General features: G+C 70.1%; 19 protein-coding genes and 1 pseudogene. 14 read left to right on the top strand and 6 right to left on the bottom strand.

What is annotated here, in order from left to right; all coding sequences use genetic code 11:
- Positions 1-140 precede the first annotated feature (140 nt).
- From ACFWXQ_RS42145 to ACFWXQ_RS42135, 3 genes and pseudogenes are all read left to right on the top strand, one after another.
- Complete coding sequence (locus ACFWXQ_RS42145) at positions 141-1,724, top strand: ABC transporter transmembrane domain-containing protein (protein ID WP_383941323.1); 1,584 nt, start codon at positions 141-143, stop codon at positions 1,722-1,724.
- Positions 1,721-3,550 (top strand): ABC transporter ATP-binding protein, encoded by a 1,830-nt coding sequence (locus tag ACFWXQ_RS42140; RefSeq protein ID WP_383941320.1) that lies wholly within the window; start codon positions 1,721-1,723, stop codon positions 3,548-3,550. Before ACFWXQ_RS42145 ends, ACFWXQ_RS42140 begins: the two co-directional genes overlap by 4 nt.
- Before the next feature lie 383 nt (positions 3,551-3,933).
- Positions 3,934-4,306, top strand: a pseudogene (locus ACFWXQ_RS42135) (transposase); the annotation flags it as partial.
- Positions 4,307-4,347: 41 nt separating this feature from the next.
- Here ACFWXQ_RS42135 and ACFWXQ_RS42130 read toward each other — a convergent pair.
- On the bottom strand, positions 4,348-5,364 hold the full coding sequence (locus ACFWXQ_RS42130; protein WP_383941317.1) for a zinc-binding dehydrogenase: 1,017 nt from the start codon (positions 5,362-5,364) through the stop codon (positions 4,348-4,350).
- A gap of 186 nt (positions 5,365-5,550) precedes the next feature.
- Here ACFWXQ_RS42130 and ACFWXQ_RS42125 point away from each other — a divergent pair, with 186 nt between their 5' ends.
- The 4 genes from ACFWXQ_RS42125 (at position 5,551) to ACFWXQ_RS42110 (ending at position 8,717) form a co-directional block, all read left to right on the top strand.
- Positions 5,551-6,153 (top strand): TetR/AcrR family transcriptional regulator, encoded by a 603-nt coding sequence (locus tag ACFWXQ_RS42125; protein ID WP_383941314.1) that lies wholly within the window; start codon positions 5,551-5,553, stop codon positions 6,151-6,153.
- 4 nt (positions 6,154-6,157) lie between these two features.
- Positions 6,158-6,451, top strand: coding sequence for a putative quinol monooxygenase (locus ACFWXQ_RS42120; protein ID WP_383941311.1), 294 nt, complete (start codon positions 6,158-6,160; stop codon positions 6,449-6,451).
- Between the two features lie 45 nt (positions 6,452-6,496).
- The gene (locus ACFWXQ_RS42115) at positions 6,497-7,633 is read left to right on the top strand and encodes a serine hydrolase domain-containing protein (RefSeq protein WP_383941308.1); all 1,137 of its coding nucleotides are present in this window, start codon (positions 6,497-6,499) and stop codon (positions 7,631-7,633) included.
- A gap of 259 nt (positions 7,634-7,892) precedes the next feature.
- Positions 7,893-8,717 carry an enoyl-CoA hydratase/isomerase family protein gene (locus ACFWXQ_RS42110; protein WP_383941305.1) on the top strand — a complete coding sequence of 275 codons (825 nt, stop codon included), beginning with the start codon at positions 7,893-7,895 and terminating at the stop codon, positions 8,715-8,717.
- A 185-nt stretch (positions 8,718-8,902) separates the two neighbouring features.
- Here the strand turns inward: ACFWXQ_RS42110 and ACFWXQ_RS42105 are convergent, their stop codons facing one another.
- A complete protein-coding gene (locus tag ACFWXQ_RS42105) occupies positions 8,903-9,667 on the bottom strand; it encodes an SDR family NAD(P)-dependent oxidoreductase (RefSeq protein WP_383941302.1) in 765 nt (254 codons plus the stop codon).
- 55 nt (positions 9,668-9,722) lie between these two features.
- Between ACFWXQ_RS42105 and ACFWXQ_RS42100 the strand changes: the two genes are divergently transcribed.
- Positions 9,723-10,076, top strand: a complete 354-nt coding sequence (locus ACFWXQ_RS42100; protein WP_383941299.1) for an ArsR/SmtB family transcription factor — start codon at positions 9,723-9,725, stop codon at positions 10,074-10,076.
- 150 nt (positions 10,077-10,226) lie between these two features.
- Positions 10,227-11,105: a menaquinone biosynthetic enzyme MqnA/MqnD family protein gene (locus ACFWXQ_RS42095; RefSeq protein WP_383941296.1), complete on the top strand. Its 879-nt coding sequence runs from the start codon at positions 10,227-10,229 to the stop codon at positions 11,103-11,105.
- Positions 11,106-11,253: 148 nt separating this feature from the next.
- Here the strand turns inward: ACFWXQ_RS42095 and ACFWXQ_RS42090 are convergent, their stop codons facing one another.
- On the bottom strand, positions 11,254-11,706 hold the full coding sequence (locus tag ACFWXQ_RS42090) for a hypothetical protein (RefSeq protein WP_383941293.1): 453 nt from the start codon (positions 11,704-11,706) through the stop codon (positions 11,254-11,256).
- A 407-nt stretch (positions 11,707-12,113) separates the two neighbouring features.
- Here ACFWXQ_RS42090 and ACFWXQ_RS42085 point away from each other — a divergent pair, with 407 nt between their 5' ends.
- Positions 12,114-13,553 carry an ATP-binding protein gene (locus ACFWXQ_RS42085; protein ID WP_383941290.1) on the top strand — a complete coding sequence of 480 codons (1,440 nt, stop codon included), beginning with the start codon at positions 12,114-12,116 and terminating at the stop codon, positions 13,551-13,553.
- Between the two features lie 40 nt (positions 13,554-13,593).
- Here the strand turns inward: ACFWXQ_RS42085 and ACFWXQ_RS42080 are convergent, their stop codons facing one another.
- Positions 13,594-14,868, bottom strand: coding sequence for a serine hydrolase domain-containing protein (locus ACFWXQ_RS42080; protein ID WP_383941287.1), 1,275 nt, complete (start codon positions 14,866-14,868; stop codon positions 13,594-13,596).
- Positions 14,869-14,995: 127 nt separating this feature from the next.
- Positions 14,996-17,446: a hypothetical protein gene (locus tag ACFWXQ_RS42075; protein ID WP_383941284.1), complete on the bottom strand. Its 2,451-nt coding sequence runs from the start codon at positions 17,444-17,446 to the stop codon at positions 14,996-14,998.
- Between the two features lie 157 nt (positions 17,447-17,603).
- Here ACFWXQ_RS42075 and ACFWXQ_RS42070 point away from each other — a divergent pair, with 157 nt between their 5' ends.
- On the top strand, positions 17,604-18,212 hold the full coding sequence (locus ACFWXQ_RS42070; protein WP_383941281.1) for a rhomboid family intramembrane serine protease: 609 nt from the start codon (positions 17,604-17,606) through the stop codon (positions 18,210-18,212).
- A 112-nt stretch (positions 18,213-18,324) separates the two neighbouring features.
- Positions 18,325-20,589 (top strand): DEAD/DEAH box helicase, encoded by a 2,265-nt coding sequence (locus ACFWXQ_RS42065; protein ID WP_383941370.1) that lies wholly within the window; start codon positions 18,325-18,327, stop codon positions 20,587-20,589.
- A 156-nt stretch (positions 20,590-20,745) separates the two neighbouring features.
- Here the strand turns inward: ACFWXQ_RS42065 and ACFWXQ_RS42060 are convergent, their stop codons facing one another.
- On the bottom strand, positions 20,746-21,852 hold the full coding sequence (locus ACFWXQ_RS42060) for a threonine synthase (protein WP_383957166.1): 1,107 nt from the start codon (positions 21,850-21,852) through the stop codon (positions 20,746-20,748).
- Between the two features lie 226 nt (positions 21,853-22,078).
- On the opposite strand from ACFWXQ_RS42060, the gene ACFWXQ_RS42055 reads away from it, so the two are divergent.
- Together ACFWXQ_RS42055 and ACFWXQ_RS42050 are read left to right on the top strand one after the other, a co-directional pair.
- A complete protein-coding gene (locus tag ACFWXQ_RS42055) occupies positions 22,079-23,692 on the top strand; it encodes a S8 family serine peptidase (RefSeq protein ID WP_383957169.1) in 1,614 nt (537 codons plus the stop codon).
- Between the two features lie 400 nt (positions 23,693-24,092).
- On the top strand, positions 24,093-25,355 hold the full coding sequence (locus ACFWXQ_RS42050; protein ID WP_383949410.1) for a DUF4190 domain-containing protein: 1,263 nt from the start codon (positions 24,093-24,095) through the stop codon (positions 25,353-25,355).
- The last annotated feature ends 103 nt before the right edge of the window (positions 25,356-25,458 follow it).

The raw sequence follows: 25,458 nt of genomic DNA, 5'->3' as shown, positions 1-25,458 counted from the left end.
CGGGCGCCGACACCGCGGGACTGGGGCGAGGACCTCTGACCCGCCGGCTGCCCACGCTGCTGCAGTCACCCCCCGAACCGGACGAAGCTCCTCCGTTAGAGGCCGGAGCAGGTATTACACCGGGTCGGTTCCTGCTGCGTGTGATCTTCTCGGTGAAGCGGGTCACCGTTCCGGCGATGCTGCTCGCGGTCGTGTGGCAGGTGGGCGAGTCGGCGGTCCCCGTGGTGATGGGTGTCGCCATCGACCGGGCGCTGGCGACCGGGGACGCGGGGCAGCTGGTGCTGTGGCTCGGCGTGCTGATGGCCCTGTACGCCGTGTTGACGCTGGCGGCGAAGTTGGCGAATCGGCTGACCTCGTACGCGGTGCAGCTGCTGCAGCACCGGCTCCGGAGCACCCTCTCGACCGCCGTGCTGCATCCGGCCGGCGGTGCGGCGCGGGCGCCGGACGGCAGCGTCGTCTCGGTGATGACCAACGACGTCGCCCGCCTGGCCAACGCGGTGATCCTGCTGATCCTGCCGGTGTCGAGGATCGCGGCCATCGGGTTCATCGCCGTATCGCTGCTTGCGACGCACTGGCTGCTCGGGCTGGTGGTGCTGCTGGGAGCGCCTGCCGCGGTGTGGCTGATGGGCGTGCTCAGCGAGCGGCTCTCCCGGGACACCCGCGCGTACCAGGAACTCCTGGCCTCCACCGTCGGACGGGCCACGGATCTGGTCGCCGGCTACCGGGTGGTCAAGGGCATCCGCGCCGAGGCCGAGGCGACAAGGAGGTACCGGCAGGCGAGCCAGGAGACCCTCGTCGGGGCCAAGCGCAACGCGCGGCTGCTGGGCAGGTTCCTCGCGGGCTCGGGTGCGGTCAGCAGCGCGTTCGTCGCCGCGGTGATGGGGCTGGCGGGCTGGTTCGCCGTGGACGGACGGCTGAGCATCGGCGAGCTGATCGCCGCCGTCGGCCTCACCCAGGCACTGCTGCCGCAGATCCAGTCGATCGCGAGCGCCTCCATCCCCAACCTCGCCGGAGCCCGCGCCGCGTCCGCGCGCGTCATCGACGTGCTGCGCGGCACCGGCGGCGGGAGTCCCGGACAGGACGACGCGATACGGGCACAGGCCGCGCCGTTGCCCGTACTGGAGGTGTCCACGCCGGGCGTGACGATCCGGGTTGACCCCGGAGAGCTCGTGGGAGTGCGCGCCGACGACCGGACCGCCGCCCGCATCGCCCGGGCGCTGCTCGACCCGCGCGCCGGCGGCGAGGTGGAGGCGCGACTCGACGGACTCCCGGCACGGGAGCTGACCGCGGCGGAGTACCGCTCCCGGGTCACGGTCGCCCCGCACCGGGCCACACTGTTCAGCGGAACGATCCGCGACAACCTCACCGTCGGCGCCGGCGCGCCGGAGCTGATCGACGCCGCGGTGCGAGCCGCGGCGTGCGATGACTTCGCCGCCGATCTCGACCTCCCGGTCGGCGAGGACGGCAACCGCCTCTCCGGTGGCCAGCGCCAGCGGATCGCGCTCGCCCGGGCACTGGCGAGCGACGCGCCGGTGCTCGTGCTGCACGACCCGACCACGGCGGTGGACCCGGTCACCGAGCACGCGATCGCGGTGCGTCTGCGCGGCGTCCGCGCGGGCCGCTCCACGCTGCTGATCGCCTCGTCCCCGGCCCTGCTCGGGCGCTGCGACCGCGTCGTCGACCTGTTCGAGGACGCACCCCTGCACGGAAGGACGATGGGATGAGCGTGGCATCCGCTACGACCGGACAGGCGCTGCCCGTCGCGGGCGGCCGGGCGACGGCCAGGGAGGTACGGCGGCTCGGCCGCGGACACGGGCTCCGGCTCGCCGCCGTCGGCGTGGTCGGGATCGTCAGCACCGCTGTCGACCTGATTCCGCCGGTGGCGATCGGGTACCTCGTCGACCGGGTGCGGGCGGGCACCGCGGATCTCGGCACCGTGCTGACGGTCACGGCCGTCATGGTGCTTTCGGGCGTCCTCGGCGCCGCCGGCACCGCGGTGGCGATCGTGCACGCCTCCCGCATCTACCACAGCGTCCTCGCCGCGCTGCGCGAGCGGCTCGTGAGCCGCGCCATGCAGCTCCCGCAGCACCTCGTCGAGCGCGCCGGTACCGGGGACCTGATATCCCGGTCCAGCGACGACGTCACCGCCGTCGCCGATGCCGCCCCCACGGTGATCCCCGCGCTCACCGTCAGCGCGTTCACCATCGTCGTGTCGCTGGGCGGGCTCGCGGCGCTGGAATGGCCCTATGCGGCCGCGTTCGCCGTCGTGCTGCCCGTGTACGCGCTCGCCATGCGGTGGTACCTGCGCACCGGGCCCCGGGTGTACCGGGCCGAGCGTGCGGCGATGAGTGCGCGGGCCCAGCAGATCCTCGAGTCCCAGCGCGGTTACGCCACCGTGCTCGGCTTCGGGCTCGCCGAGCGACGTCATCGCACCGTGCTGACGGACTCCTGGGGCGTCGCGGTGCAGTCGCTGCGGGCACGCACCGTGCAGAGCATGCTCAACGCCCGGCTCAACCTCGGCGAATGCCTGAGCCTGGCCGCCGTGCTCGTCGTCGGATTCGTGCTCATCGACCACGGATCCTCGACCGTCGGCGGTGCCACCACCGCCATGCTGCTCGTGCTGCGCCTGCTGGGGCCGGTCAACCAGCTGCTGTTCGTCATCGACACCCTTCAGTCGGCCCTTGCCTCGCTGAGTCGCATGATCGGAGTCGTCACGATCCCGACGGTGGACGCGGCCGAGGCGACGACGACTCCGACGGACCCGATGGACGGGGTCGAGCCGATAGACGAGGTAGAGCCGACAGACGAGGTGGAGCCGATAGACCCGGCGGACACGGCCACCGCCGCCGTTCGGCTCCGCGAGGTCGCGTTCCGCTACGCCGACGGTCCACCCGTACTCGATGGCATCGACCTCAATGTCCCGGCCGGTCAGCACCTCGCGATCGTCGGCCCGTCCGGGGCGGGGAAGACCACGCTCGCCGCCGTGATCGCGGGCGTTCACCGACCTGACGACGGGACGGTGACCCGTCCCCGCCGCACCGTGGTGATCACCCAGGAAGTACACGTGTTCGCCGGGACGCTGCGGGAGAACCTCACGCTCGCCGCCCCCGACGCCACCGACCGCGACATCCGCGCCGCGCTCGAAACCACCGGCGCGGCCGATCTGCTGGACCTGTCGGCGGATGCCCTCGACACGGTGGTCGGTACCGGCGGACATCCGCTCACCGATGCACAGGCGCAACAGCTCGCCCTCGCCCGCCTGCTCCTCGCGGACCCCGAGCTGGCGATCCTCGACGAAGCCACCGCCGAGGCCGGTTCCGCCCACGCCGAGCGGCTCGACCGCGCCTCGGAAGCGGTCCTCGCCGGCCGGACCGGCATCGTGATCGCTCACCGGCTCTCCCAAGCCGCCACGTGCGACCGGATCGTGGTCATGGACGCCGGCCGTGTCATCGAGACCGGCACCCATGACGAACTCCTCACCGCCGACGGCACATACGCCCGGCTGTGGGCGGTGTGGCAGGCCGGGCAACACATCAGCGCGAACAGGTGAGGGTGGCGCCGGTTCGTCTTCCGGCAACAGGGCAGCCTCAACGGCAGCCGCTGGACGCGCCTGCAGGAGCAGCGACAGTCCCTGGGAGTCCCCCCACGCAGTCAACAGGGGTCTGACTCTTTGAGGTCAGGTCCCTGGATTTTTACTGTGCTGGATTCGTGCTGGATTCGTGCTGGGAAGGATGAGAGCGCCCGTGCTGGGGCGTGCATTGTCCAGAGTCTGGCCTGCGGCCGAGAAGTGCGTGGTGCCCGGTGTCCGCCTTCGTTCACGCGGCGGGGCGATGGCGCTCGTCTTGCGAGTGGCAAAGGTTCCGGCCGGGCGCCTGCTTGGTCGAGTGTTCCTGGCCGGGGGGTGAGGAGGTCAAGACCCTGAACGCCGAGGTCGCCGAGATCGTGGTCGGCATGCCCGGCATCGGTCAGCTGCTCGGTGCCGAGTTCTTGCCGCGGTGGGCAACGACCTGGCGGACTTCACCAGCCCGGACGGGCTCGCGGCGTTCGTCGGTGTAGCTCCGGCGCCGCACGATTCCGGGAAGCGGAACGGCAACCCCCACCGGCCGCGCCATTACCACCGGGACTCCAGCGCGTTTCCCGCATGTCCGCCCTGACGAGCGTGCGTTACGACCCCAACTCCCGGGCGTTTTACGACCGCAGGCGCGCTGAGGGCAAACGCCATACCCAGGCCGTGCTCGCCCTCGCCCGCCGCAGAGTCAACGCCCTGTGGGCCCTGATCCGAGACGGCCGACTCTATGAAGTTGCCCCGCCCCGACTCATCGGTCAGGGGCACAAAGACCGACAGGTCTATTTCGTGGCTACGAGCATCCGGGCCGGTTCGAGCATCGCCTCAGGCAGATCCTCCCAGTCCACGATCGGGGAGTAGAAGGCCGAGGGCTTGAACTTGGCGGCGGCGACGGCGTCGAGTGCGATGGAGACGTTCGCGGCACTGTTGAAGCGCGCGAGACGCACGGTGATGCCCTTCATGAACACCGGGAACGCGGGGAACGGTATGTCACCGGTCAGGCCGCCGAGGCTCTCGAAGAAGCCTTCCCCCGCGAGCAGGCTGAGGCCGCGGTGGAACCATTTGGTGCTTGCGGATGCCTCGATCGCCAGGTCGAACAGGCCCTCGCCCTCGGGCGGGGGCTCCGGTGCGGTCTGCGCGCCGTACTGTTCGGCGATGGCCCGGTTGGCGGGATCGGGATCGACGTAGAGGACGTGCTCGGCTCCGTAGGCGAATGCCAGGGCGGTCTGGAAGAGCCCCGTCACTCCGGGGGCGAGCATGAGTACCCGCTTGCGTCCGCCGTCCACGACGTGGCGGCGCGCCAGTTCCTCGGTGGCTCCGCCGATGTCGCCGAGGGTCACGCAGTCGAGCGGATCGACCCCGGCGGGGATGCGGTGCAGCATCGTGTCGGCGTAGGGGACACGCACGAGGTCGTCGAACAGGCCGCCCCACTGTCCGTTCACCGCCACTCCGTAGGTGGCGCCGTGCGGCATGGTGGTGCACTGCGTGCTCCATCCGCGCAGACATGGCTCGCACTGGCCGCAGGACAGTTCGGGCGACACGACCACCAGATCTCTGACGGCGACGCCGGTGACGGTGTCCCCGATGGCGACGACCTCGGCGACCGCGTTGTGCCCGAACGCGTATCCGGGCGGTATGGGAAGCCGGCCGTGAAGAATCGGCACGTCCAGCGGACAACGTGCGGCGATCACCGGCCGCACCAGCGCCTCGGTGTCGCCCTTCAGCGCCGGCGCGGGCACTTCACGCCACTCAAGCCGACGGGGCTCGACGAACCAGAGCGACCGCATCGAATCAGCCATGGTGAACCACGTTCTCTCTACGGGTTGGAGTTCGGGGGCGTGCCGCAGATCCTATACCTGTAGCTATAGTAAATTGAGTGATCCAGTTCACAATCCTTCTCCCGTCCTGGGCTGATATGTGGGCGTGACGGCAGTTTCTCTGCATGTTGAGCTATAGTCGGAGACATAGCTAGCGAGGAGGTTGATGTGCCCAGCAAGCCACGGACCGACGTGCGCCGCCGGATGCTGTTCGCCGGGTTCGAGACCGTGCAGGAGAACGGTGTCGACGCGACATCGCTGACCGAGGTCGCCGACCGGGCCCAGGCGCCGCGCGGCTCGATCTACCACCACTTCCCCGGCGGCAAGGCCGAGCTGCTGCGTGACGCGATCCGCCTGGCCGGGACGCTGCGCAGCAGGCAGATCGCCGCCCTCGTGGCCGACGACGACCCGACCCGCGTCGTCGACGAGATCATCGACATGTTCCGGGAGCAGTTGAGGGCGAGCGACTACCGGGCCGGATGCCCCGTCGCCGCGAGCGTGATCCACGGCGACAACTACCCCGAGGCGATGACCGCCGCCGGCGAATCGTTCTCCTCCTGGGAAGAGCTGATCACCCAGGGCCTATGGCAACGCGGACTCACGATGGAGCACGCCCAGTCGCTGGCCACCATGGTTCTCACCTCCATCGAAGGGGCGCTGCTGCTCGCCAAGGCCCAGCAGGACACCCGGGCGCTGGACCGCATCCAGACCGAACTCACCAGGGCGATCACCATCGCGGTGCAGAGCGCCGCGTCCGGAGGAAAGGGGTGACGCCATGGCATTCGTGGCCTCGGTCGTCTGGACCGCCCGCGAAGGGATGGAGAAGACGCTGCATCAGGCCGTCGAGCAACTGGTGCCGGCGAGCAGGCGGGAACCTGCCTGCCTGAGCTACGTCGCGTACCGGGATCCGGCGCGGCCCAGGACGATCCACATCCTCGAGATCTACGCCGACCGCGCCGGTTTCGAGGCCCACGCGGCCAGCGACCACTTCAGGACCTGGGGATTCGGACAGGCCCTTCCGGCCCTGGAAACCCGGGACATGCAGTTCTACGAGACCGTCGAGCCGTAGGTCGTCGGCCGAACCCGCAGCCCGAGCAGAAGCATGAGGTTGACGATGACCGACGTATCCGGCGTGTGCGACGACCGTTTCGCCGGCCTGCGCGCGCTGTTCGCGAAGAACATCGACGCGGGCGACGAGTTGGGCGGATCGCTCGTGGTCGACGTCGGCGCCGTGCCGCTGGTCGACATCTGGGGCGGTTGGACAGACGGGCGGCGAACCAGACCCTGGCAACGGGACACGCTCACCAACGTCTGGTCGTGCACGAAGACGGTGACCGCGCTGGCGGCGTTGCTGCTGGTCGAGCGTGGTCTCCTCGATGTCGACGCCCCGGTGGCGCGGTACTGGCCGGAGTTCGCCGCCGCGGGCAAGGAAGACGTGCGAGTGAGGCACGTGTTGTCCCACACCTCCGGCGTCCCGGGATGGGACCAGCCGATAGAGCTCGAGGACGTCTACGACGCGCGGACCGCGGCGGCCCGACTGGCCGCGCAGGCGCCCTGGTGGACGCCCGGGACCGCGTCCGGATACCACCTGCTCGACTACGGGCATCTGGTGGGCGAACTGATCCGGCGGGTGGGCGGACGTACTCTCGGACGGTTCGTCGCCGAGGAGATCACGGGCCCTCTGGACGCCGACTTCCACATCGGGCTGCCCGACACCGAGACCGACCGGGTCGCCGACATCGTTCCGCCACAGCGCACGTCGTTCGATCCCTCCACGCCCGACCCGGACAACATCAGGTTGCGCACCTTCACGGGACCGCTGGTCGACGCCCGCGCATCGCTGACACCCCAGTGGCGTCGCGCCGAGATCGGCGCGGCCAACGGCCACGGCAACGCCCGCTCACTGGCCAGAATCCAGTCCGTCGTCGCCTGTGGCGGTGCGGTCGACGGGGTGCGGTTGCTGTCGCCGGAGACGATCGCTCTCATTTTCCGGCCGCAGTCCGACGGCCCGGATCTCGTACTCGGCGCACACGTGCGGTTCGGCATCGGGTACGGGCTGCCGTCGCCCGCCGTGCCGTACATCCCGCACGGACGCGTCTGCTTCTCGCCCGGGTTCGGCGGATCGATCGTCGTGATCGACACCGAACGCCGGACCACGATCTCCTACGTCATGAACAAGATGGGCGCCGGGCTGCTGGGCAGCGACCGCACGATCGCCTACGTCAACGAGGTCTACGCCGCCCTGGCCTGACGCCTCGTCAGCGGCCAGCCGCCTCCGCGCGGTTTCCGCCCGCAAGCCGAGGAAGCCGTCCGCGGTACGACCTGACCGGGTCTCTGGAGGCCAGGCAACGTCACCCGTGTCACTTACGTGTTCATCGCGCCGCCCGTGGCGGTGGCCCTGACCAAACACCCGGTGTGCCGTCACCGCAGTCGAATTCCTGGCGGCAATACCCAAATCACCGGCCGGAAAGATCCTGTGCAGGGATCTTCGGAATCTGAATGGATGACCAATGAGCAATCACTCGCAGTTTGACGTCCATGTGGTGTCGCCGTCCTACTGGAAGGTGACCTTCGAGAATGCCCCGATCAACCTCATCGACCTCGACACCGTCGAGCAGTTCGCCGATCTGGTGACCCGCATCGAGCAGGACCCCGATCTCACCGTCGTGGTCTTCCAGAGCGCCAACCCGGACTTCTTCATGGCGCACCTCGACCTTCTGATGGACAACGAGCGCGCGGCCGCGATGCCGCTCGGCCCCACCGAGCTCCCCCCTGTCTCGGACAACCTGCTGCGGCTGAGCAGGGTCCCGGCCGTCACGATCTCGGCGATCAACGGCCGTGTCCGAGGCGCGGGCAGCGAGTTCGTACTGAGCACCGACATCCGCTTCGCCGGCCCCAGCGCCATCCTGGGCCAGCCCGAAGTGGGCATCGGCGCCGTGCCCGGCGGCAACCCCATGGGGCGTCTGGCCGAACTGGTGGGCCGGGGCCGCGCAATGGAGATCGTGCTGGGAGGTGACGACTTCCCGGCTCAGCTCGCAGCCGAGTACGGCTATGTCAACCGCGTTCTGCCCGAAGGCGAACTGGACGATTTCGTCGACGCCTTCGCCCGCCGCATCGCCGGTTTCGACAAGGCCGCGATTTCGGGCACGAAGGAGTTCGTCGACGCGGCCACCACGATTCCGGCGAGTGACTACGCAGCCTCTCTGGCCGCCTTCGGGCGCACGGCGGGCCGTCCGGAGAGCGCGGATCGCGTGCGCGGCCTCTTCGCACGCGGCTTCCAGCAGCCCCAGGGCGTCGAACTCGATCTCGGCAGGCACATCGCCGAGAAGGGTTGAACCTCTCCAGCGTTCCTGTCACCGCCTGCGGTAGGAGCATCTCTCTTGATCGACCGGGCAGGTCCCAGGCGCTCCCCACTCCCAGTCCTCCAGCGGCACTTGGGGCTGTTCCCCTTCGAACTGCTCTGCGATGTCCTGGGCGGGCGGGACGAGAGGTCGGCTGTCATGCTCTGGGCCGGCCCTGGTCAGGTGAGTTCCAGGCCGCCGTCAACGGTGAGGATTTGGCCGGTGAGCCAGGTCGTGGCCGGATCCGCCAGACGCAGGACCCAGGTGGCGACCTCGTCGGGCTCGCCCCGGCGGCCGAGGGGAATGCGGGACACTTCCTCCCGCTTGATCTGATCGACGATCGTCTCAGGCAATCCAGTGGCGGCGAGCGCCTGGCTCTCGGTGGGGCCGGGTGCCACAGCGTTGACACGGATGCCCTCGGCGGCCAGTTCCACTGCCCAGCTACGGGTGAGCTGTTCCAGCGCCGCTTTGGAGGCCGCGTAGTGCGCGGCGCCGGGCAACGGCCGGTGGCCGAAAGTGCTGGAGACGTTCACGATCGAGCCCTTGGTCCGGCGCAAGTGCGGCAGGGCGGCGTGCGCGAGCAGGCTGGGTGCGGTGACGTTGAGGCCGAACAGGGCCGCGATGCCGTCGGCGGTGGTCTCGGCCAACGGCATCATCTTGGTGGCTCCGGCGTTGTTGACGACCACATCCAGGCGCCCCCACCGATCTGTCGCGGCCTCGATCACCTGCTGAGGTACGTCCGGGGCGCACAGGTCGGCCGCGTGCGCGACGATCCCAGCGTGTTCGGCGGCAGTCTCCGCCAGGGCGTCACCGCGGCGGCCGACGCCGAGAACGTGGGCCCCGGCGCGGGCGAAGGCTTGGGCAGTGGCACGGCCGATCCCCGATCCCGCGCCCGTGACGACGACGACCTTGCCGGTGAAATCCTCGTGCGACTGAGTGGGCACCACAGCTCCCTTTGTTCGACGTTCGTGAAACATCGAACAAGCTGCCATGGTCGTCATGAAGCAAGCACGCCACCCCGAGTCGGACGAGATGACCCTCATCGGGGTGATGGCAGCCCTCAGCGACCCGATCCGTGTCGGGCTGGCGCGCGTACTTGCCGACGGCCGGGAGCGGGGATGGGGGGAACTGCGCGCCCCCGTCGCCAAATCGACGCTCAGCCACCATCTGCGCGTGCTGCGCGATGCCGGTGTCACCCGAACCCGCCAAGAAGGCACCCGCTGTTTCGTCAAGCTGCGCCGCAGCGACGTGGACGCCAGATTCCCCGGGCTGCTCGATGCCGTACTCGATGCCGCCCACAGCGATGACGTCGGCGACCGGGTGGGCCTCACCGACGCCCCAACCGCGGGCTGACCCGACACCCCGGGAGACGGGCCGAGGACACACCCTGGAGCCCTCGAAGCGTGCGACTAGGTCGTGTCCTGCCGATCACACTGGTGACGGGGGCATGCCTGCTGTTCATGTGCGAGCAGGAGGCAGAATCTGAAGTACTAGCCTGTGGAAGTGGAGATTTCCTACGTAGCTCGCGTCCCGCATGAGCCGGCGAAGCGTCCCCGTGTCGGGCACATTCAGTTCCTCAACTGTCTGCCGATCTACTGGGGCCTGGCCCGCACCGGCAGTTTGCTCGACCTGGAGTTGACCAAGGACACTCCGGACCGGCTGAGTGGTCTGCTGGTCGACGGGACCCTGGACATCGGTCCGATCGCTTGCATGGAGTACCTCAAGAACGCCGGCGACCTGGTGTTGCTCCCGGACATCGCGGTGGGCAGCGATGGTGCGGTGACCTCCTGCCTGATCGTCAGCCAGGTTCCACTGCGCGAGTTGGACGGGCGCCGGGTCGCCTTGGGCTCCACCTCGCGCTCGTCGGTACGCCTGGCTCGACTGCTGTTGGAGGAACGGGAAGGGGTTCGCCCGGAGTACTTCACCTGCCCGCCGGACCTGCCGGTGATGATGCAGGACGCAGATGCCGCGGTCGTCATCGGTGACGCCGCGCTGCGCGCCTACCTCCACCAGGCCGAGGATCTGGGACTGCTGGTGTACGACCTGGGCGAGATGTGGAAGGCGTGGACCGGTCTGCCGTTCGTTTTCGCGGCCTGGGCCGTCCGCAAGGACTACCTGGAGCAGAACCCTCACATCGTGCGCGAAGTACACCGGGCTTTCCTGGAGTCCCGGGACCTCTCGATGGCCGAAGTCGACAAAGTGTGCGAGCAGGCCGCCCGGTGGGAGGCGTTCGACGAGCAGGCGTTGCGCCGCTACTACACCGAGGCCCTGGACTTTTCCTTCGGCGAACGCCAGCTCGCGGGGGTGCGCGAGTTCGCTCGCAGGGTTGCTTCGGACTCTGGCTTTGATCCTGAGCTGGAGATCGAGGTCCTCCAGCCGTAGCTGCCTTCACTGCTGGGTCGCGTAGGAGTTCACATTCGGAGCCGGATGCCGAGGGCCGCTGCGGTGGCGGTGCCGAGGAAGACGTAGCTGGGCGCAGTCAGCCTGCTGGCCTGGCGTGACAGCAAGGGCTATGCCGCAACGCCCGTTTTCAGGGGCGCAGGGAGTGCGGCATGTCGCCGATCCTTGCCGCGACCGTCTCGGCCGAGCCCTGGGCGTACTGCGAGTCCATCGCCTCGTAGGTGATCCGGGCGTAACTCTGTGCCTCGGCCATGTTCTTCGAGCCGCCCTCCAGCATCGACATGACGGCGGTGTGCGGGAACGGCGAGTGTTTCCTGATGGCCAGCGCGGTGTCGGTGGACAGCTCCGGTGCCACGCCCACGAACACGCCGTTCCCGACCTGGAGGATCCAGACCGGTACGTCGGCCGTGCCGTTCGGGGTGAAGTCGTAGGTCTTCGTCGGTCCCGTCGGGTGTCCCATCGGCATCGCGCCGACCGTGACGGAGTCGGTGACGAGACGCACCGTCGAGCCCGGGCCGCCGCCGGAGGTCTCGATCGTCTCGCTGACCCGGACGGCCGCGGTGCCCGTCCGCTCGCCCTGCACCGTGAGCAGCAGCCAGCCGGCGTCCCGGGCGTCGACCTGGGACCAGTTCCTGTCCTTGTCGATGGTGTACCGCTTCGACCTGAACGCCGGTGCCTGGTCCCCGCAGGAGCCGACCAGGAAGAACCCGACGACGTCGCCGCCGCGCAGGCGATCACCGAGGTCATCCGGGACCAGGGCACACAGGTCAGCACGGCCCTGTGGGACGGCAGGTCCACGGCCGCGGAGTTCGCCGCCGACGTCCGGAGCATGAAGGCGCAGCGGACCCCGGTGAACTTCGCCGCCTTCGAGGCCGGCACGGTCGTGCCGGCCCTCGTTCGTCGGGGTGGCGGCGCGAGCGCGACGGTACCGAGTGAAGTAAGATTCAATCTACGTAAGAATCCATCTACTTTGGTTGCCGTGAGGTGCTCGTGGAGTTTCAGGGCCGGGCCGGAGATCTTGAGCTGCTGGGCGGGCAGTACCGGACCGTGGCGGAGGGGGGTGGGGCCACCCGGGGGCGGGCCGTGATCATGACGGGGCGGCGTCGGGTGGGGAAGTCGCGGCTGGTGCAGGAGTTCTGTGACCGGTCGGGGGCGCCGTACGTGGTGTTTCAGGCCACTCGGGGGCGTAACCCCGTGACGGAGCGCGCCGAATTCGCCGCGACCCTCGCGCAGTCGCCGCTGCCGGGTGCGGAGCTGGTCGCCGGGCTTCAGGCGCAGGACTGGAACCAGGCCCTGCGGTCGCTGGCCCTCGCGGTGCCCGACGACTCGCCCAGCATCGCGGTGATCGACGAGGTGCCCTGGCTGGTCGAGCAGGACCAGGAATTCGAGGGCGCCCTCCAGACCGTCTGGGACCGTCACCTGTCCGCCAAGCCCGTGCTTCTGGTACTCGTCGGCAGCGATACGTCGGTGATGGAGGCGTTGCAGTCGTACGGCCGCCCGTTCTTCGGGCGGGCGGCGAAGATGACCGTCCATCCGCTGAACCTGGCCGATGTCCGGGCCATGACCGAGCTCGATGCCGCGGCGGCCGTCGACGCCCAGCTGATCACCGGCGGATTTCCCGAGATCGTGCAGTCCTGGCGGCCGGGGATGGGACGTACGGACTTTCTGCGGGCCTCGGTCGCCAATCCGCTCTCGCCCCTGCTGGTGGCCGGCGAGCTGTCCCTGCTGGGCGAGTTCCCCGAGGCCTCGCACTCACGGGCCGTGCTGGAAGCGGTCGGCAGCGGTGAGCGCACGTTCAGCGCGATCGCGGCCCGGGCCGGTGGTGCCAGTGCGCTGCCGTCCGGGACCCTCTCCCCGCTGCTGGCCACGCTGCAGGCCAAGCGGGTCCTGGCCGCCGATCTCCCACTCTCCGCCAAGCCGGACAGCAAGAACAAGCGCTACCGGATCGCCGACCCCTATCTGCGGTTCTGGCTGGCGTTCCTGGCACGCGCGATCCCCTTCATCGAGCGGGGCCGCGGTGACCTGGCGCTGGAACGCATCGAGCGGTCCTGGACCACCTGGCGCGGGCGGGCGGTCGAACCACTGGTCCGCGAGTCCCTGCTGCGTCTGATGCCCAGTGACGAGTGGCCCGAGACCGAGGCCGTCGGCGGCTGGTGGAACCGCCAGAACAACCCCGAGCTCGACCTCATCGGCGCGGACCGCGAACCGGTGGCCCGGCGGGTGCACTTCGTCGGGTCGGTCAAGTGGCTGGAGACCCAGCCCTTCGGCCGTCACGAATACGACGCCCTGGTACGCGACATGCTCGCGGTCCCCGGGACCACTCCGGACACCCCACTGGTCGCGGTCTCCCGCTGCGGGGTGTCCGACGATCTGCCGCTCGCCGCGCACTGGGGACCGGAGGACCTCGTACGGGCGTGGCAGCCCCGGTAGTCGCGGAGACCGGGGCTGCCGAGAGGCGGTACGGGGCGTTCTAACGCGGCGGGACCGGGCGGTCGTAGACGTTCTTCGGGGTCACGATCTCGGTGATCTTCTGGGCGAGGACCGAGGACGGCTCCTTGCCCTCGTAGGAGATGTCGGTGTTGAGGAGGATCACCAAGGTGGCCTTCTTGGACGGCAGGTAGACGGTCACGCTCTCGTACCCGGGGATGGAGCCGTTGTGGCCGATCCAGCCGTCGGACTCGAAGATGCCGAGGCCGTAGTTCGTGCCGGGGAAGCCGGTCGGCAGCATCTTGAGCCGTTCCCGCTGGGTCTCGGGGCTGAGCAGGGTCCCGGTGGCGACGATCTTGGCCCAGCGGCGCAGGTCGTGCAGGTTCGAGATCATCGCCCCGGCCGCCCAGGCCCAGCTGGGGTTCCAGTCCGTGGCGTCCTCGACATCGCCGCTCAGCGTCTGGTTGGTGTAGCCGCGCGCGTGCGGCTCGGGGAACTCGGCGTCCAGGGGGAACAGCGTGTGGCCCAGGTGGGAAGGGCGCAGCACCCGCTGGTCGATGACGTCGACGAGGTTGTGCCCGGTCACCTTCTCGATCACCAGGCCGAGAAGGACGAGGTTGCTGTTGGAGTACTGGAACTGCTTCCCCGGCTTGAAGGTGTTCTTGTGCTTGAAGCCGTACGCGAGCACCTCTTGCGGGGTGAACGAGCGGCCCGGGTCGCTGAGCAGATCGTGCACGAAGTCCGGGTCGGCGCTGTACGGGTACAGGCCGCTGCGCATCTCGGCGAGATGACGCAGGGTGATCCGCTTGCCGCCCGGCACGCCATGGATGTACTTGGAGATCGGGTCGTCGAGCCGGATCCGTCCGTCGTCGACGAGCTGGAGCAGCGCGGTGACGGTGAAGGTCTTGGTCTCGCTGCCGATCCGCATGAACGGGTCGGTGGTCATCGGCCTGCCGGTGGCGGTGTCGGCGACCCCGGTCGCGCGTACGTAGCTTCCCTTGCCCGGCATCCACAGTCCGACGATGACACCGGGGATGTCGGCATCCCGGCGGACGTCCGCGATGGCCTTGTCCAGCCGGGCGGTCAGCTTGGGACCGAGACCCTTCGGCGGGCACTCGTCCTTGTCGTGCCGGTCGACGCCGTGCCGGTCGGCGCCGTGCGGGTGGACGCAGTGCCGGTTGCCGTCGTACGGGCCGACGCCGTGCCGGCCGACGCCCGCGGCGTTGACCGCCGTGGCGGGGATCGCTGTCATCGGTGCCAGCACCGACGCCACGAGGATCGCCGCGGTGAACAGCCGGCGGGAGGGGGTACGTCGCATGTCGGGGCGTCTCTTCCAGGTCAGGGGTCCGGACGGCAACGTCACCATCCGGACCCCGGGCGGAGGTCCCCGTCCGCTAATCGTTCCGGCGAGTCCACTCGTTCGGAGCCCTGGGGCCCTGCGGGCGTCAGGCGGGGCCGGTCCTGTCAGGGGTCGGCCCCCTTCGTGTCGGCGCGGGGGCCGGCGCGGGTGCCGGCGTGGGAGAGGGCGTGGGCCGGCGTGGAGGAGGTGTCGCCGGGGGAGCGGACGGAGGAGGGGCCGACTCGGCGAGGGTGTCGAGGATCGCTCTGCGGACCGCCGCGATCCTGGGGTCGCGGCGGTATCCGTTGTGCCGCTCCAGGGGCCAGAAGACCGGCTGGGCGCGGGTGCGGGCGTGCGACCGCCCGGTGTCGGGGTCCATCGGCGCCACCCCGTCCTTCCACTCCTGGTCCACGCCGTCGACATGGGTCGGACCGGCCAGCACGTCGGTCTCGCGGTGGATGTTGACCCACGTCCTGAGCAGGCGAGTCCTGTCCGGGGCGGCGTCGTCCCCGCCGTCATCCCCATCGTCGTCCTCGTTGCGGACCAGGGCGTCGAGGGACTCGGCCGTCACATAGCCGGGGTAGTGGCGTGCGAACACCGCGCCGATCGGGCTTCCGGTCGTCAACAGGCCGATACGCGGACGCAGTTCGGGCGGAATCTGCCACAACGCGGCCACGGCGATGACCGACCCCATGGACTGCGCGTGCAGCAGTATCCGCGTACGGCTGTCGGAGTCGAGCAGATGCTCGATGCGGTGCACGAGTTCGGGCACGGTCCGTACGGTCCAGGCCGCCGGGGCGAAAGGGTGCGCGGCGCGCGGCCAGAACACGCCGAACGCCCAGGCGATGCCCGTGTTCCTGCGCATCTCGGGACGGAGCGCGACGGCCCGTACGGCGAGTACCGCGACCGCCACGAGGGCGATCAGGGCGAGGGCGCCGAGGGTGGTGAGCTGCCTGACCGTGTCGCTGGTGGTCCGGCGGACGTCCGTCGTCAGGGAACCGTCGCCCACCCAGTTCGCCAGGTACAGGGTGAGGACCAGGGCCACGATGAGGGAGGCCAGCGCGGCGAGGCCCTGGTCGTACCAGTTCAGGCCGTCCTCTCCCACGTTCCGGGCCCAGTTGATCTCGCTGCGGTGCTTCCTGTCCTCCTTCTCCTCCCCCGGGTGTGCCGCGGCCCCCGTCCTGCGCCTCCACAGTTTCCACAGGGCGTTGGCCCCGGCCGCGAGCCCGCCCAGGACCACCACCAGCGGGAAGGCCGCGGCGATCACCCGTACCGCGCGCGGGAGTTCGGTGGCGTACGGGTCGCCGTCCGGGGTGAGCCAGCCCTGCACCCACAGGGAGAACGCCGCCGTGTAGAGCCACCCGATGAAGCAGGCCACCACCGCGACCACGGGCCCCAGCAGTCCGTACAGGGACGTCCTTCCCGCCCGGTCGCGGTCCCTGAGGCACATCACCAGACAGGCGACGACCATCAGCAGCACGCCGACGCCCTGGGCGATCACGACGTCGTTGGCCTCCTCGCCCATTCCCGGCAGCATCCGGGAACTCCCGCGCGCCGCGAGCCAGTCCCGCTCGGGGAGCGCGCAGTAGAGCATGGCGCAGACCGTCACCCCGAGACACACGCCGAGGGTGGTGCGCCGGTGGTTGGGCGGCCACCGATTCGCCCACTCCACCCTTCTGAACCAGGGCCCGTCGGCGACCATCAGCGCCGCCAGCAACAGAATCAGCACGAACAGCACCAGGCCGACGACCGTGCCGTCCCGGCGCAGGTCGTACTGGAGCCCCGGAACGATCACCAGCATCGCGACGGTGAGCAGTCCCGCACACCGGTGCTGTGAAGTGAGGCCCTCGGCCCGCCAGTTGTGCTCCCAGAAACCGCGCACCTCCAGCGGCCGCCGCACCTTGCCGGTCTCCCGGGCCCGCCGCTTGTCCTCCCGGTCCAGGCGCCGGTACTCCTCGCCCTCCACGGTCTTCAGGACCGGCCGGTACTCCTTCTTGGCGTCCCGCGCGCTGAACGCCATCACCGCTCCGACGAGCAGCGGCACCACGGCCGCGAGCGTCAGCCCCAGTCCGGTGCCCACGTCGCGTGCGGGCCCGACCAACGGGTTCTCGGCACCGCAGGCGGAGTGCGCGGGCGCCCCGCACTGCCACACGACCTGGTCCATGGCGGCCTGCCCGAACACGCCCACCAGCATCACCGTCAGCGACAGTCCGAGCAGCCGGGCCCCGAAGTCGTACAGCCAACCCGACACCCTGCTGCGCCGCGGAAGCCTGGGCTGCATCCACGTCACCAGGTTGATCAGCAGAAAGGGCAGCAGGAGCAGCCACATGGCCCGGCCCGCGCCGCCGATCGTGAGCCGGTTCCAGTCGTACACCTGCCGTTCGACGATGGGCTCGGTGTCGTCCTCCTCCACCGCTCCGAACCAGCCGGCGGCCTCGTCCCCACTGATCCGGTGGACGACCGGTGGCTCCAGTGCCTCCGCGCGGTCCACCGGACCGATGCCGGGCACGACCAGCTCGACCAGGCGGGTCTCCCGGGCCTGTGATCCGTTGTCCATGGCAGATCACAGTGGGGCCATGGGCACCCGCTCACAATGCGTAAAAAGTACGAGACCGAGAGTGGTCACCGGGATTCCGCTTCGCCCGGCCATGGGCGGGAACCGGGCCGAGCCTTCCGTACGTTGAGGACTACACGAGGAAAGCCAGGAGGTTCTCATGGCGTACGGGCCGTACGGCGTGGCTGTTCCCGCGCCGGTGTCGCGCGGTGAGCGGGTCAAGAACGCGGCCCTGTTGACGGGCGGCTGGGTCGCCCTGCTCTGGGTGCTGGAAGCCATCGACGTGGCGACGGGCCACGCCCTGGACACCTTCGGCATCACACCGCGCGAGTTCGGCGAGCTCCGGGACATCGTGCCCGCCGCGTTCGTGCACTTCGGCTGGGACCATCTCGCGGCGAACAGCGTGCCGTTGCTGCTCCTCGGCTTTCTCGCCGCGCTGTCCGGGATCCGCCGCTTCCTCGCCGTCGTCACCGTGACGATCCTCGTCAGCGGCCTGGGCGTCTGGCTCACCGCGTCCGAACACTCCATAACCGCCGGCGCGTCCGGCGTCGTCTTCGGTCTCTTCGGCTACCTCCTGGTCCGCGGCTTCGTGGACCGCCGGATCGGTGACGTGGTCATAGGGCTCATCGTCGGCGCGGTCTACGGCTCGATCCTGTGGGGCGTACTGCCGACGACGGCCGGCGTCAGCTGGCAGGGCCATCTCTTCGGCCTCATCGGCGGAGTGGCCTCGGCGTTCGTGTTCCGCCGGCCCCGCGACGCCCGCACCTAGCCCGCGGTACCTCGGCGGTCCGGGCGGGCGCCCCGTCCGGCGTCCGGCGCGACTGTCGGTCCCCCGTGGAAGGATGACCGCTCATCGCGGCGTACGGCACACGAGGGGCGTCATGGCGGAGGGTGAGGGGGCGGTCGACAGCCCCGTACCGGTGGGGCGGAGGACCCGTACGGTCGTCGGGCGGGGCGAGCGGCTGCGCGGGCTCGCGCGACGAGTGCTCGACGATCACGCGCGGGCCGTCGACCAGGTGCGTACGGCCCTCGCGCCGGTCCTCGCCGAGCTGGTCGCCCAGGAGCTGGAGGGCATCCCGGTCTCACGCCTGAAGGACGTCACCGAGGGACGGCTCAGGCTCGGAGCCCTTGAGGCGGCGGGGCTCGGATCGGTGCGCGGCGTGTTCGACGCGAGCCGGTACGAGCTGCGGCAGATACCGGGCGTCGGAGCCCAGACCGCCGACCAGGCACTCGCCGCCGCCCGGCAGATCGCCCGAGCGGTCGAGGAGACCGTGTCCGTACGGATCGACGTCGACCACCCCGAACCGCGGACCACCGCCCTCGTCATCGCGCTGCGCCGGCTCGTCGAGGCGGGCCCCGAACTGCGCCGGGCCGTGGACGCCGCCACAGAGCTCGACCGGACGTTCAAGACGCTTCTCCCGGCGGCCCGTCCGGCCACCGGGCGGCTGCGGATGGCCCTTACCGGCAGGGCCAGGCGTGAGAGCGCCCTCGCCGCAGTCGCCGAACTCCGCGCGCTGACCGGCGACGCCGTCGCCAAGGGCGTACCGATGCTGCTCACGCAGGCATCCACCGACCTGCTGCGGGAGTCCGCGTCCGACGCCGAGGCGTGGGTGGACTTCGAGCTGCGGTCCCCGGAGTACTACAGCCAGCTCGCCGAGATCGCCGGCAGCGCGCCCGACGTCGAGGCCGCCGAGGGGTTCCTGCCCGCCGAGGTCGCGGACCGGGTGCACGCGCAGGGGCTCGACGACACGCACCGCCGGGTCTCGCTCCGCGGCTACCAGTCCTTCGGCGCGCGGTTCGCGCTCGCCCAGCGCCGGGTGGTCCTCGGCGACGAGATGGGCCTCGGCAAGACCGTCCAGGCCATCGCCGTGCTCGCGCACCTCGCCGCCGACGGGCACAAGCACTTCCTGGTGGTGTGCCCGGCGAGCGTACTGATCAACTGGACGCGCGAGATCCGCTCCCGCAGCACCCTGCGAGCGGTGCCCGTGCACGGACCGGACCGGCAGGAGGCGTACGCCGAGTGGCGCGAGCGCGGCGGTGTCGCGGTCACCACCTTCGACGTGCTGCACAGCCTGCCGGACCCGGACCCGGACCCGGCCCGGGACTCGGCGAAGGGTGCGCGGGGGACGAAGGGCGGGAGGAGCGCGAAGGCCCCGGCCGGGGTCCCCGCCGCACCCGCTGCCCCCGCCGCGCTCGTCGTCGACGAGGCCCACTACGTCAAGAACCCCGACGCCCGTCGCTCCCGGGCCGTCGCGCGATGGACCGACCGGTGCGAGCGCGTCCTGTTCCTCACGGGTACGCCGATGGAGAACCGTGTCGAGGAGTTCCGCACCCTCGTCCGCTACCTCCAGCCCGAGCTGGTGCCGAAGATCCAGGGCAGCGACGCCGTCGCAGGACCGCACACGTTCCGCAGGTCCGTCGCCCCCGCCTATCTGCGGCGCAACCAGCAGGACGTGCTCACCGAACTGCCCGCGCTCGTCCAGGTCGACGAGTGGGAGGAGTTCAGCGCCGCCGACATGGACGCCTACCGCGAGGCGGTCGCCGCCGGGAACTTCATGGCGATGCGCAGAGCCGCGTACGCGCACGCCGAGAAGTCGGCGAAGCTCCAGCGGTTGCGCGAGCTCGTCGCGGAAGCCGCCGTGAACGATCTGAAGGTGGTCGTCTTCTCCTACTTCCGGGACGTCCTCGCCACCGTCCAACAGGCCGTCGGTGAAGGTGTGTTGGGGCCGATCGCGGGTGGTGTGCCCGCCACCCGGCGGCAGCAGCTGGTCGACGAGTTCACGGCCGCGTCCGGGCACGCCGTGCTGCTCTGCCAGATCGAGGCCGGCGGTGTCGGCCTCAACCTCCAGGCCGCGTCCGTCGTGATCCTCTGCGAACCGCAGGTCAAGCCGACCCTGGAGCACCAGGCCGTCGCCCGCGCCCACCGCATGGGGCAGGTCCGTTCCGTCCAGGTGCACCGGCTCCTCGCCACGGACAGCGTGGACGACCGGCTGCTGCGGATCCTGGAGAGCAAGTCCCGCCTCTTCGACGCGTACGCCCGCCGCAGTGACGTCGCCGAGGCGACGCCGGATGCGGTCGATGTTTCGGACGGGACGATTGCTCGACGGATTGTGGAGGAGGAGCAGCAAAGGTTGGCCGCGGGGTGAGGTTGTGTTTCGCCTGCGGGCCGGTGGGGGCTGGTCGCGCAGTTCCCCGCGCCCCCAAAAGATGAAAGACAGGGGCGCAGCCCCGTTTTTCAGGGGCGCGGGGAACTGCGCGACCAACCCCCACCGGGCCCGCACCCGAAACACCACCCGCAGCCTCTACAGACGCGCGAGCCCCGATTTCAGGCCCGCGCCGCACAGCGGCACGACACCCGTGCGCGCCCCCAGCACCCCCTCCCGCACAGCCGCCCAGCAGGCAACCCCCGTCGACTCCACGTACAACCCCTGCGAGGCAAGGTCCCGCTGGGCGTGGCGGAGTTGGTCCTCCGTCACGGTGAGGAACGTGCCGCCGGACTCCCGTACCGCGCGCAGGATCTGCCGGGCCCGCGGCGGCCGGGGGATCGCGATGCCCTCGGCGAACGTGGGGGCCGCCGGGGTGACCCCGACCAGGTCGTCGGCGCCCTCGTGCCAGGCGTGGGCGAGCGGGGCGACGGCGGCGGACTGGACGGCGTACAGGGCGGGCCGGCGGTCGATCATTCCCGCCGCGTGCAGCTCGGCGATCGCGAGGGACGCGCCGAGCAGGAGCGTGCCGTTGCCGACGGGGACGACGATCACCTCGGGGAGCCGGCCGCCGAGGTCCTCCCACAGCTCGTGGACGTACGTCTTCGTGCCGTGCAGGAAGTACGGGTTGAAGACGTGCGACGCGTAGAACGTGCCGTCCGCGTCCGCCGCCTCCCGGGCCGCCCCCGCGGCCGCCTCCCGGTCGCCCGGGACGACTTCGAGGCGGGCCCCGTGCGCCCCGATCTGCTCCAGCTTCTTCGCGGACGTGCCGTCGGGTACGTAGACCGTGCAGGGCAGTTGGGCCCTGGCGCAGTACGCGGCGACCGCCGTGCCCGCGTTGCCGCTGCTGTCCGCGACGACCCGGCCCGGTCGCAGCCGCAGGGCCAGCTCGGCGAGCAGGACGGCTCCGCGGTCCTTGAAGGAGAGCGTCGGCATCAGGAAGTCCAGCTTGGCCGAAACGCCGTCCTTGAGCGGGACCAGCGGGGTGCGGCCCTCGCCGAGGGACACCGAGGGGGACGACAGGGGCAGGCACTCCGCGTACCGCCAGAGGGAATTCACCCTGCCCGCGAGGGACTTGAGGGAGGCGGGCGTGGGCGCGAAGTCCAGGTCGAGCGGGCCGCGGCAGACCGGACAGCACCACGCGAGCGAGTCCATGGGGACGCGCGTGCCGTCCACCGGGCAGAAACAATCCGGCAAGGGAGTCATGTCGGCAGGTTAGATGCACCGATTGGTGACGGAGTGTCATGACTGGCATATGGCACCTGCGTTACGTCTGCGCAGGGCTCTTGTGCAATTCCTGTGGAAGCCGCAATCTTTCGGCTGAGCGCAGGGCGAACCGGCCAGTTCTTTGACATGACCCTGCCGTCTTCCTGTGCGCACGACCGCACCACCCCCCACCACCAGCGCACCACCGATTGAGGAGGATCCTCAGATGGCAGTGATGCGTCATGCCCGGCGAAGACTCGCCGGTATCACCGGATTCACCGGTATCAACCGATTCGCCGGTATCGCGGGCATCGGTACGGCGGCCCTCGTCGCCGGTCTCGTCTCCGCCCTCCCGGCGCAGGCCGCCGCGGGCCCCGAAGGCCGGATCCAGTACGCCGGCGCGCCCGACACGATCGCGAACAGCTACATCGTGACGCTCCACCCGGACGCCGCGAAGTCCGGCTCGGCCGAGGGCAGGGCCCTCGCGAAGGAGTACGGCGCCACCATCGAGCGTACGTACAAGAAGGCGCTGAACGGTTACGCCGTCGAGGCCACCGAGGCCGAGGCGAAGAGGTTCGCCGCCGACCCGGCCGTCGCCTCCGTCGTCCAGAACCGCGTCTTCTCCATCGCGACGACCCAGCCCAACCCGCCCTCCTGGGGCCTCGACCGCATCGACCAGGCGGCCCTCCCGCTCAACCAGAGCTACACCTACGACGACACCGCCGGCGAGGGCGTCACCGCCTACGTCATCGACACCGGTGTCCGCATCACCCACACCGACTTCGGCGGCCGGGCCTCCTACGGCTACGACGCCGTCGACAACGACAACACCGCCCAGGACGGCCACGGCCACGGCACGCACGTCGCGGGCACGGTCGCCGGCACGGCGTACGGCGTCGCCAAGAAGGCGAAGATCGTCGGCGTCCGTGTCCTCAACAATGCGGGCTCCGGCACCACCGCCCAGGTCGTCGCGGGCATCGACTGGGTGACGACCAACGCCGTCAAGCCGGCCGTCGCCAACATGAGCCTCGGCGGGACCGTCGACACGGCGATCGACGCCGCCGTACGCAACTCCATCACCTCCGGTGTCACCTACGCCGTCGCGGCAGGCAACGAGACGACGAACGCCTCGACCCGCTCGCCCGCCCGTGTCACCGAGGCCATCACCGTCGGCGCCACCACCAGCACCGACGCCAAGGCCAGCTACTCCAACTACGGCACGGTCCTCGACCTCTTCGCCCCCGGCTCCTCCATCACCTCCGCCTGGGGCACGGGCGACTCCGCGACCAACACCATCTCCGGTACGTCGATGGCGACCCCGCATGTCGCCGGGGCCGCCGCGCTCTATCTGGCCGACAACCCGACCGCGACGCCGGCCGCCGTCCAGACCGCGCTGGTCAACTCGGCCACCACCGGGGTCGTCACCAGCCCCGGTACGGGTTCGCCCAACCGTCTGCTGAAGGTCGGCGGCGGCGGTACCACTCCGCCTCCGACGGGTGACCTCTTCGAGAACACCGCGGACTACGCGATCGCGGACAACTCCACCGCGAACTCGCCGGTCACGGTGAGCGGCGTCACCGGCAACGCGCCCGCCGCGCTGAGCGTGCCGGTGAACATCGTCCACACCTACATCGGTGATCTCCAGGTCCAGTTGATCGCTCCCGACGGGACGGCCTACACGCTGAAGGCGTACGGGACCGGGGGTTCGACGGACAACATCAACACGACGTACACGGTGAACGCCTCGTCCGAGGTCGCCAACGGGACGTGGACCCTCCGGGTGAGCGACAACGCTTCGCTGGACACCGGGTACATCAACTCGTGGGGGCTTCAGTTCTGACCCGTCCGACGACTACGTGGCGGTAGCGGTCCGCCGGTAGTTCCCCTCGCCCCCGCCGCCCCTACCCATTCCCGTCCCTTTCCGGGGCTCCGCCCCAGACCCCGTGGGGTTGGTTTTTGGCTGCGGGCCGTCGTGGGTTGCTCGCGCAGTTCCCCGCGCCCCTAGAAACCTAGGGGCGCGGGGAACTGCGCAGTCTTTTGGGGGTTCGGGGGCGAAGCCCCCGAGTAAGGGACGGGAATGGGTAGGGGCGGCGGGGGCGAAGAAATGTAGTCGCCGACCGAATCGTCGGGATCGTTCCCTGTGTTCCGTCGCCGTCCGGGCCGCGCTTACGATGCGCCCTGTCGTACGTCAGTTCCGCACCACCGGGACACCCAGCACTCGGACGAGGAGCACGGTACTAGTGGAGATACCCCCGCCCCCCGGTCCCCAGCCCCCGCAGGGGCCGTCCCAGGGACCGTACCCGCCGCCGGGCCAGCCCCAGGGCCCGTACGGCGCGTACCCGGGCCAGCCGCAGGGCCCGGTCCCGGGACCAGGACCGGGCGGCCAGTACGGCTACCAGCCCTGGGGGCAGGGTTACACCCCGTACAACAGCCCGGCCCCGGTCAACGGCCTCGCCATAGCCGCACTCGTGCTCGGCATCCTCTGCTTCCTCCCCCTGGTAGGCCTGATCCTCGGCTTCTTCGCGCTGGCGCAGATCAGGAGGAAGGGCGAACGCGGCAAGGGCATGGCGATCGCCGGCATGATCCTCTCGGGCATCGGCGCCGCGATCCTCGCCCTCGCGCTCGCCACCGGCGGAGCGGCCGAGTTCTGGGACGGCTTCCAGGAGGGGGCGCGTGAGGCGAGCGAGAACGGCGCCACCTTCTCCGTGGACGAGGGCGAGTGCTTCGACACGCCGGGCGGCTCGCTGGAAGGCATGGCGTACGACGTCGACACGGTGCCCTGCGACGAGGAGCACGACGGCGAGGTCTTCGCGAACTTCAGCATGGCGAGCGGCAGTTACCCCGGTGACAGCGAGATCACCGAGGCCGCCGACGAGAAGTGCTACACACTCCAGTACGCCTACGCCATGGACACCTGGGCCATCCCGGACAACGTCGACATCTACTACTTCACGCCGACCCGGGACAGCTGGAGCCTCGGCGACCGCGAGATCAGCTGTCTGTTCGGCAACGTGGACGAGAAGGGCAGCCTGACCGGCTCCCTGCGCCAGGACGAGACGACCCTCGACGCCGACCAGCTCACCTATCTGAAGGCGGCCCGGGTCCTCAACGAGGCGATGGACTCGGCGCCCGAGGAGGAGTACGTCGAGGACGACCTGCCCGGCCACAAGGAGTGGGCGACCAGGGTCTCGGCCGCCCTCACCGAGCAGCTCGGAATGCTGCGCGGCCACGACTGGCCCGCCGACGCGAAGGATCCGGTCGCCGCGCTGGTCAAGGACCTGGACAAGGCGCAGGGGGAGTGGTCGGCAGCGGCGAAGGCCACCGACGCGGACGTCTTCTACGAGCACTACGACAAGGCGCTGGAACTCACCGACGCCGAGAAGACGGTCACCACGCGCAAGGCTCTGGGCCTCGCCTCTTCGCCGCCGGAGTCGTACGAGGACGGCGGCGGTGAGGACAGCGGTACGGGAGGCGGCACAGGAGGCACCGGCGCAGAGGTGTGACGGCGGCCATAGCGGGGAGAAAATGCCTGCGTAAAGCCTTGAGCGGCCGCAAGTCATCACATCGAGTGATTCTCTGGCCTTCGCTTGCCTGGCACAACCCACG

The organism is Streptomyces sp. NPDC058697 (assembly GCF_042715345.1).
Lineage (GTDB): Bacteria > Actinomycetota > Actinomycetes > Streptomycetales > Streptomycetaceae > Streptomyces > Streptomyces liliifuscus.
The sequence above is the reverse complement of the archived record's forward strand: the minus strand, read 5'-3'. Positions and strand labels throughout refer to the sequence as shown.

Coding starts and splice junctions, on each gene's coding strand:
- ACFWXQ_RS42055 (WP_383957169.1), top strand. CDS start 22,079: ATGGCAGTGATGCGTCATGCCCGGCGAAGACTCGCCGGTATCACCGGA.
- ACFWXQ_RS42060 (WP_383957166.1), bottom strand. CDS start 21,852: ATGACTCCCTTGCCGGATTGTTTCTGCCCGGTGGACGGCACGCGCGTC.
- ACFWXQ_RS42140 (WP_383941320.1), top strand. CDS start 1,721: ATGAGCGTGGCATCCGCTACGACCGGACAGGCGCTGCCCGTCGCGGGC.
- ACFWXQ_RS42110 (WP_383941305.1), top strand. CDS start 7,893: ATGAGCAATCACTCGCAGTTTGACGTCCATGTGGTGTCGCCGTCCTAC.
- ACFWXQ_RS42130 (WP_383941317.1), bottom strand. CDS start 5,364: ATGGCTGATTCGATGCGGTCGCTCTGGTTCGTCGAGCCCCGTCGGCTT.
- ACFWXQ_RS42100 (WP_383941299.1), top strand. CDS start 9,723: ATGAAGCAAGCACGCCACCCCGAGTCGGACGAGATGACCCTCATCGGG.
- ACFWXQ_RS42075 (WP_383941284.1), bottom strand. CDS start 17,446: ATGGACAACGGATCACAGGCCCGGGAGACCCGCCTGGTCGAGCTGGTC.
- ACFWXQ_RS42080 (WP_383941287.1), bottom strand. CDS start 14,868: ATGCGACGTACCCCCTCCCGCCGGCTGTTCACCGCGGCGATCCTCGTG.
- ACFWXQ_RS42065 (WP_383941370.1), top strand. CDS start 18,325: ATGGCGGAGGGTGAGGGGGCGGTCGACAGCCCCGTACCGGTGGGGCGG.
- ACFWXQ_RS42070 (WP_383941281.1), top strand. CDS start 17,604: ATGGCGTACGGGCCGTACGGCGTGGCTGTTCCCGCGCCGGTGTCGCGC.
- ACFWXQ_RS42120 (WP_383941311.1), top strand. CDS start 6,158: ATGGCATTCGTGGCCTCGGTCGTCTGGACCGCCCGCGAAGGGATGGAG.
- ACFWXQ_RS42115 (WP_383941308.1), top strand. CDS start 6,497: ATGACCGACGTATCCGGCGTGTGCGACGACCGTTTCGCCGGCCTGCGC.